General features: G+C 60.3%; 7 protein-coding genes. 6 read left to right on the forward strand and 1 reads right to left on the reverse strand.

Annotation, left to right across the window (positions count from 1 at the left end; translation table 11 throughout):
- The first annotated feature begins 345 nt into the window (after positions 1-345).
- The 4 genes from Q2941_RS49605 to Q2941_RS49620 all read left to right on the forward strand — a co-directional run bounded on the left by Q2941_RS49605 (position 346) and on the right by Q2941_RS49620 (position 3,497).
- Positions 346-657 carry a hypothetical protein gene (locus Q2941_RS49605; protein WP_458197247.1) on the forward strand — a complete coding sequence of 104 codons (312 nt, stop codon included), beginning with the start codon at positions 346-348 and terminating at the stop codon, positions 655-657.
- 524 nt (positions 658-1,181) lie between these two features.
- Positions 1,182-1,676, forward strand: coding sequence for a septal ring lytic transglycosylase RlpA family protein (locus tag Q2941_RS49610; RefSeq protein ID WP_458197251.1), 495 nt, complete (start codon positions 1,182-1,184; stop codon positions 1,674-1,676).
- A gap of 279 nt (positions 1,677-1,955) precedes the next feature.
- Positions 1,956-2,195 (forward strand): hypothetical protein, encoded by a 240-nt coding sequence (locus tag Q2941_RS49615; protein ID WP_458197248.1) that lies wholly within the window; start codon positions 1,956-1,958, stop codon positions 2,193-2,195.
- Positions 2,196-3,221: 1,026 nt separating this feature from the next.
- On the forward strand, positions 3,222-3,497 hold the full coding sequence (locus Q2941_RS49620) for a ribbon-helix-helix domain-containing protein (RefSeq protein ID WP_458197252.1): 276 nt from the start codon (positions 3,222-3,224) through the stop codon (positions 3,495-3,497).
- Between the two features lie 210 nt (positions 3,498-3,707).
- Here Q2941_RS49620 and Q2941_RS49625 read toward each other — a convergent pair whose 3' ends face one another.
- Positions 3,708-3,914 (reverse strand): cold-shock protein, encoded by a 207-nt coding sequence (locus Q2941_RS49625; RefSeq protein WP_458197249.1) that lies wholly within the window; start codon positions 3,912-3,914, stop codon positions 3,708-3,710.
- A 409-nt stretch (positions 3,915-4,323) separates the two neighbouring features.
- Here Q2941_RS49625 and Q2941_RS49630 point away from each other — a divergent pair, with 409 nt between their 5' ends.
- Together Q2941_RS49630 and Q2941_RS49635 are read left to right on the forward strand one after the other, a co-directional pair.
- Entirely contained in the window at positions 4,324-5,481 is a 1,158-nt protein-coding gene (locus tag Q2941_RS49630) for an ERF family protein (protein ID WP_458197253.1), read from the forward strand.
- A 63-nt stretch (positions 5,482-5,544) separates the two neighbouring features.
- Positions 5,545-5,964 (forward strand): hypothetical protein, encoded by a 420-nt coding sequence (locus Q2941_RS49635; protein ID WP_458197250.1) that lies wholly within the window; start codon positions 5,545-5,547, stop codon positions 5,962-5,964.
- Positions 5,965-7,770: the final 1,806 nt, after the last annotated feature.

Here is a 7,770-nt window from a genome sequence, read left to right on the forward strand (position 1 = left end):
TCAACGGTGTCCATACTGCCGAAAACAAATCCTTGAAAAACACTGGCGCAAACAGATTCTGCCAAAGTAGTGCTAGCGTCAACGGTGGAGCGGAAGGTCGAGGATCCGCTTCAAAAGCTTCGAACGTCGTGGGACTCCCTAGCGGCGGCCCGACCATACTCGCCACGATCGGCATGAGGCAGCCCCTCAGCCGATACAAGCCTAATCCCGAGCTGCGGCGACGTAAGAAGCTACCCTAGGTTTATCGGTTGATCCGGTGATCATTGGACGTGCTTGACCCTTTACAGCCATAGTGTTTTCGATCGTTTGGGGCGACGATTGAAAGGCCAGAAAGGGATTGCTCTCATGAGTCCCGCTCCGTCCATTGTGCCGCAGGGTCCGGAGGACGTCTATCTGGTGCTAGAGGACTTTGGCGGCGGGCTGGGCCGCGCTTGGTCTGAGACCGATGAAGAGGACGCCAATCGCGACACCCTGATCAACCATCTGCTGGACGGAGAATATATTCGCCCGATGCGCATTGTGGCCTTCAATACCGCAGAGGGATGGTCGCGCGACGTAACCGCGGAGATCGCCGACGAGCTGCGCCGTCGCCTCGTTGAACTCGACGAGGTAGCTCCATCGCTGCTGGAATTCGTGGAGAGAGCAGCAAAACATTGATGCAAATCGCCCCTCGCCGGTTAGCCTGCCAGATGCTGTGACGTACTCCGCGCCAGCGAATTCGTTGGCGAAAAACATCTTTCCGGAAAAGACGATGTCAGAGGCGCCGGCGATCATTGGGACTGGATGTAGAGGAGACCGCCAGTACCGCCGATCACTCCGAATAGCAGTCCGCCTATTAGCCATACAGCCCCCTCATGATTCCTCTCAGGTTTGGCCAGCGACAGCGATACCCCAAGAATCGCCATTTTGGGGACACGTAAATTTTTCCACGGGCCAGTCCAAGCCTCGAATCGACCGCGCCCTAGCCTGGTATTCCTTCAAGCACGTGATGCGCTGCAGCGAGATAACTGACTTGCTGCGGTGCGTATGCGCGCTCCCCGGCATCTTGCTCGGCAATGTCGGTATGCAATCACCTTTTTACGACATGCGAATGCGTGTTCAGGAACGCAGCCTGATGACCTTGCATTGTCGGCTTGTTCTTCAGTTTGTTGGTGAGGCCGACAATGCGTCTTCTTTTCAGAATGGTCGCGATTGCGACAGTCCCGGCATGGATCGGATTGAATGCGAACCCCGCTGCAGCACAGGATTTCAATGACCGATGGTCTGTTATCCCAAAGGCACACGCAGAGCCCATTCCTGCCGAGACAAAGCAGGATCAGTCGCAAACGCAAACACTGACTGAACGAGAGCCAACACGAGATTCGGAAGCTCGCTTACCCGCTCGGCCTTCCAACCGAGTCTTCGCCGGAAAAGCCTCGTACTATTCGTATTCAAAAGGGAAGACAGCGAGCGGCTTATCGTTTGATCGGAATCTACTAACCGCGGCGCACCGCCGTTTGCCGTTCGGAACGAGAGTTCGCGTCACTGATCTTAAGAGCAATAAGTCCGTAGTAGTTCGTATCACCGACCGCGGACCGTGGGTCCGTGGCCGCGTCCTTGACCTTTCGCTCAGTGCTGCGCGCAGCTTGGGGATTACCGATCGGGGCGTAGCCCAGGTTCGCGCTGAGGTGCTTTAGCTGGTGACTGCCCTTCGGCTGATGCGGTCGAACACCACGCGTGCGCCTAATCTAATCATAGGCTCTGAATGCTCGATTCCGGACCCAGAAGCTGACGCAGTTAACAAAACAAACCCGCCGGCATTGGCGCCGACGGGCTTTCATGTCCGGTCACGGTAAGAAGGGGTAGGTTGAGGAATCCTCCCGCGACCTCTTGAGGATACCCCTCAACTGTTGATGAACTATTGCTGGAATCCCGTTTTCCCGGCACGTTTGCCGCATGCAGGGGGATAAGCGCCGATGGCTCTTGATCCAGAAGTGTCGAGCGAATACGAAGCAGCAGTCAAACACCTTTTGCGGCGCGCAACCAAACGTAGTCGCCCAAGCCAAAACTTTTCGGTCGTTCCTCACGGCCGTGAGACCGATGCGAACCGCGAGTTTGCGCGGCACCGCGATGTGAATAGCGTCTTTGTATTTTTCGTCACTCTACCGATGTTTGTGATTGCTTATGCGATCTGCGTGAACATGGGTGCGATCTAGGGCGGCCATGCGCCGAGATCGGGCTGAAGACGAAGAAATGAGCGGGGGGAAAATGTCTAACTCGTCGAGCGAGCTTCCTTATTCAGACTACAGCCGTCGATTGATCCAAAAGCTGATCTCATCGGGCTATCTGCGGGACGACCAGCGAAACTCACTCGATGCGGTCAGAAATGCTCTGGAGCGGCTGCGCGCCGAGTCGCGCCAATTCTTTGAAGACGAGAGATAGGGCTGAAGGCGAAACGTCAGCGCCATCGCGGCAAATCCGAGTTGGGCCGATTGCCCATCGCATGCGGGGCAACCCTGATGCAGGTTGACGCGCCTGGGCCAGCACAAGCCTTGGTTGGCCCGGCAACTGGCCTCAGCTCTCCAAGCCCCCTTGGAGTTGGGGCCGAATTTTTGAAGAACGCCCGCGGCGGCAGCGACGTGGACGGCTCCGGCGTTTCCGCCAGCCCGAGCGCCGGAGCCGCTCCTCACCCCCTGCAGAAAGAAGCAAGAACGCCGCCCGCTTAAATCCATCGCGGACGGCGGCAATTTTATTTTCTGATGGAGTACCCCAAAGGATGACTAAGGGCTGGGGGCGGCCTTTCGATGATCCAATAAAGATTGGCGGCCGCAAGCTGATCACGCTGCGCGATGCCCGCGAGTAATCGCCGCGCTGCCCAAGGTCGTGCATGATGCCCCGGAAGGGCAGCCGCAATGGAAGCGCTGATCCTGGTGGCGGAGAAAGGCGGGCCGACGCTGCTGGCGCGAATTGGCATCATGCGCGCCCTCAATCGCAGGAAGTTTCGCGACGGGGGGAGCCGGGCGCAAGGCCGCGGATCAGACTCCGACGAGGAGTCCGCCGTCAAGGGCTATCGAGATACCTCTGGGTTACTCCCAGAGCGCGTCTCACTTTACCGCTTCTTCCCGGTACAGTGCTTTGCGCGCGGTGCCCCAGGGAGGGACGAATCCGGTGTGTACCCAGCCTCGCGTGGCGGAGCCGTTCTCGTTTGCAGGATCGGATTGCATCGAGCGCGAGGATTAGCCATGAAATCCCCGGTAGTGAAACGATCCATCGTCGTCGACGGCCACAGGACCAGCGTCAGCATTGAGGAGGCCTTCTGGACCGGCCTGAAGGAGATTTCCAGCCTGCGCAATGTGACGCTCTCGGAGCTGGTCGGTGAGATCGACCGCAACCGCCAGCAAGGTAATCTATCCTCCGCGATACGCCTGTTCGTCTTCGGCTACTTTAAGAACCTCGCTGCAGCGATCCAGCCTCGGCAGAAAGTGCCGGCACCGCAGCCATCCCGCGATGGAGAGTGAAGCGGCCACGGCTGGGGTCACGGACACAGCTAGCAACCACTTGGCTGGAGTCGCGGTCGCAAGGTCAGCTGGCGTGGGCACGGGTGCCCACCCTGTCTCTGGAAACAGGGGCGGTGCCGATTCCAAAAGCTTTGCCGCCGGGACTCCCGGCGGCGCACTAGTTTCGCCAACCGAGGCGGCCGCTAGCAAGCATCGATTTTTTGCGTGCGGTCAACCAAGACGGAGATTTTCGGCACTCACCTTGCCTGAACGACCAGCCTGCAGCTCGTAACTGACCCGAGCGCCCTCTGCGAGGCCGGTGTGGCCGGCCTTTTCAACGGCGCTGATATGGACGAATACGTCCGGTCCGCCACCATCCGGCTGGATGAAGCCATACCCCTTTGTCGCGTTAAACCATTTAACTTTCCCCATAGCCACTTCGGTATCTCCATAAAAAAGAACGCAAAAGCGGGACTATTCGTCGGTCGAGTCGGTGGCAGCTTGGTGGCAAAAAGCGGTCGTAACGGCGACTTAGCGAGGGTTCTGCGGTCGTGCTCTGGTACAATTGAAAAGGGGCCAGCGATCGTCACCGCCGGCTCATTCCGATGCAGCCGATGCAAGGGCGTCCCCTCGCACCAGCTGCCGGACAACAACAACCCGTCGTGCAAGGAATATCGCTAACGATCAGCAATGCCCCTCCGCCCCGCGGCCTGTCGCGCGATGAAGGCTGGAGTCGATTGCGCGGCCGAAGATGATCCTCGAACGGCTTCGGCGTTAGGAACATCTGTAGACTCGGTCCGGTTTGACCGTCGGATGAACCGAGAGGTCGGCGGAAGCGGCCAAGCAGCTGGGATCAAAGGAGGTCCCGAAAGCGCAGGCCGACCTGACCAACCCGGAAAAGACCCTGACCGCTCAGATCCGCCCGCCGTTTCTGCGCGATGACGACCGGACCTTTCGTTACGCGTCCCTGGCCTCCGGCCTCGACATCGTGCGCAAGACCTTAAGCCAGCAGGAGATCGCCACCATCCAGACCACCCGGATCGAGGTGGCCACTGGACAGATCCATCTCACCACTCTCCTCGCCCATTCCTCGGGCGAGTGGATCTCCTCGGACTGGCCGGTGTGCGCCACCAGAGATGTCGAGGCACCGCACCGGATGGGGGCGGCGCTGACCTATGCGCGGCGCTATGCCCTGTTCGCCCTGGTCGGGATTGCCGGCGAGGACGATCTGGACGCACCGGATGCGCTGGCAGCCCTGCCGGAGGCGGGGCCGCAAGGACCTCTTGGCGCCAAAGCCAAGCCCGCCAAGGGCGTTCTCAACCGCGCGCCGGTGCTGGGGCCGCCGCAATCCGCCGAGCTGCGGGAGCAGCTCCTAAGCCAGCTCGCAGCCCTGTCCGCCAGCAACGACCTGCTCACCTGGGCCAAGGCCAGCATTCCGCTCAAGAACACCCTGCTGGAGGTCGACGCCGGGATGGTCGAAGCTGCCTATCGGACCAAGCTCGAGACTGCCTCAGGTCGCGCAGCCGTCATGGTCGAACCTTTGCCCGTCTCAGATCGCGAGCAAACCCCAGCATCGGTCCAAGCCGGCAACACGGGCGCCGAGGCCGCGGCGCAACCGGCGTCGCCAGCAGCGGCGCCCGAGGCAGGGCTCGCCCATCCCAAGGATCCGCCCCGCAAGCACAGCAAGGCGCACCTGTTGTTTGTGCGGGAGCAGCCTTGCCTCATCTGCCAACAAATCCCGTGCGATGCGCACCATCTGAAATTCGCCCAACCCCGGACGGTTGGCCGCAAGGTCAGCGACGAATTCACGGTCCCCCTGTGCCGCGCCCATCACCACCAGCTGCATCGCCATGGCAACGAACGAGCCTGGTGGGCCAACCTGCGGATCGCGCCGCTGGCAGTCGCGCGGGAGCTGTGGGCGGCTAGCCCAGTCCACGATCAAACCAATGCCGGAATGGCGAGCGCGGCTTTGCCGGCACAACTCGGCTCGGGGGCCTCGCCATGAACCGGCCGTTCCCTACCACGCACCAGCTGACTGCGACCGCGCTACCTGGTCGAGTTTGAGGCATTGGCACCGCCGCCTTTGCTGCTGCCGGGCGAGAGGCTCGAGCACTACCAGGCGCTGCGTCAGGCCATCTTCGCCGACCTCGCACCGCGATCCGCCATCGAATGGCTGCTCGCCATCGATATCGCTGAACTGTCCTGGGAGATCCAACGCTATCGCCTGTTGCGCCACAAGCTGCTTGAGACGCATCGCCAAAAAGCAATTGAAGCGGCGCTTCGCCGCATCGACATGATTGGAATCGTCCCCGAGTTCGAAGCGGAAGCGGAGTACTACACACTGCAAAACGCACTGAGCTGGCGGACCGATCCAATCGCTGCGACCGAGATCGACGCGCGCCTTGCATCCTGTGGATTCGATCAGCATGCCATCAATGCGGAAGTCTACGTGGAGGCGCGCGAGATCTTCGTCTTGAGGGCTTGCTGAACGCCGCGCAAACAAAACGGTTGCTGCTGATCAGGGAGATCAAGAACCACCGTTCGCTCGGCGCAAAGTCTACAATCCGACCTGAAACACTCAAGATCGGTACGGAAGTCAAATAACCCGTGGCCACCTCAACAGTCGTCTGGCGCAAAACTCCCGCGAGCAACTGCCCAGTGGCTTGCCGCGTGCGGCCCCCGCTGCTGGGTATGGCGCGTACTCATGAAATTCGGTCATGTCCGCTTCGCTGCGCGATTAGCGGCCACATTCGTGCAGCGCAGAAAATGACGCGATGGGCCGGAATCGATGAGGCCCAGTATCCCGCATGTCGCAAAACGTGTGCGCCATCGCAGACAGCATGCCGCTATGTTCCGCGTGCCTCATCGTCGCGCATGGGGGCGCCAGGCCGAGCCCAATTGCAGGTCGTTTCTGCGATTGCTCGAGACCAGGCGCGGTCGAATTCTCGTCGCGATAAGCGATACTTCTCGCTGGCTTGCGCGAACCAGGCGTCCTTGTGCCTGACACGGTTGTAGGAGATCCGGAAATACGACGCGTTGCACTGAGCCTCGTCCGCCCGGTCACCGCCCGTGGTGACCACCCGGTCGCCCTTCAAGATAATTGGGGGAGTTGATCTTGGGGTGGTGAAAAACCCGCGGACCTGAACTGTGACCCTGGCCCAATGACCTCCCGACCAGACAGGGGGTGACGGCCGACTCACTCTCGCCCGCGCCAGCCGCAGGGACTTGGCCCGCGGCCCCGTTGGTAAGCGAACGACGCGCTCACAGCGCGAAGGCTCACCGACGATGATAGTGGCGATAGTGCGCCCCCATGCCGAGATAGTAGTACCTCGGCCACCACCAATAATCCGCACACAGATACGGAAGGGACGTCTGCCAGCCTCGATACCACGGTGGAGGGCGGCAACCGCCTAACGGGAGAGCATTTGCGCAATCTGCTGCGAGCAACACAGAGATCGTCGCCAACACGGCCACGGTGGGTGCGAGCCTGCGCATCGCCGGATCTCCCTACCTCAAAGGGTTAAGAAATTCTCCTCCGTGCGGACAATATGCTCCCGCGGCGGCCTCGCGTAAAGCTGGGCCCTTGCGTTGGCGCTCGGGTTGCGGAAAGCTCGCCAAAAATCTATTGGGACGACCTCCCTAGCCGCCGCACGCGGCCCGAGCTGGTTGATAGCACCACGGCCAAGGAAGAGGCGAAGGGCGCTCGCGCGGGCTGAGCAGGACAGGCTGGACAGGTCATAGTAGTGCGGACGGGCAAGCGGTTATTCTGACTTTTTGCCTACGACCCATCTCACGATTGGCCAGCCCACTACGACAGACGACGCGACCGCACCGATCATTCTTACGACGGCGTCACCCACATCCTGATCGAAAGAAAATGGCGCTCTCTGATAGAAGATAAGCACGAGGATGACGCTAAGCGCGCAGCAAAGGGCAACTAGCAACCGAGAGACCTGCCCTTCCAGATACGTGAGGCGATCGTTGAATTTGTCGTGATCCACGGTCCTTCCCCTCATCGCACGTTATTCCTCAGCCGACGGTCAAAACTATCCAGGATGCGGATTCGGCAACCTCGACCAGCCAAGAATATAGCCGAGCCTACCGCTCCTTAGTGCGAGTGAACCAGGGAGTACCCCCAACGCGCCGGATTTCAGAAGAGCAAAGTGGTCCGGAAAACAGGCGGCGCGCGTTTTTTTATTGGGACGACGCATCAAATTTGCGCATTCCAGGGATGGTGATCAGGTGTTCCAGACGATGGTGATCACGGATTCCAGTGATCGTGATCAGGTTCGGA

It is taken from the genome of Bradyrhizobium sp. UFLA05-153 (assembly GCF_054185185.1).

What these genes read in the sequence shown, in the direction of transcription:
- Q2941_RS49615 (WP_458197248.1), top strand. Translation starts at nt 1,956, where the DNA reads ATGGCTCTTGATCCAGAAGTGTCGAGCGAATACGAAGCAGCAGTCAAA.
- Q2941_RS49610 (WP_458197251.1), top strand. Translation starts at nt 1,182, where the DNA reads ATGGTCGCGATTGCGACAGTCCCGGCATGGATCGGATTGAATGCGAAC.
- Q2941_RS49605 (WP_458197247.1), top strand. Translation starts at nt 346, where the DNA reads ATGAGTCCCGCTCCGTCCATTGTGCCGCAGGGTCCGGAGGACGTCTAT.
- Q2941_RS49620 (WP_458197252.1), top strand. Translation starts at nt 3,222, where the DNA reads ATGAAATCCCCGGTAGTGAAACGATCCATCGTCGTCGACGGCCACAGG.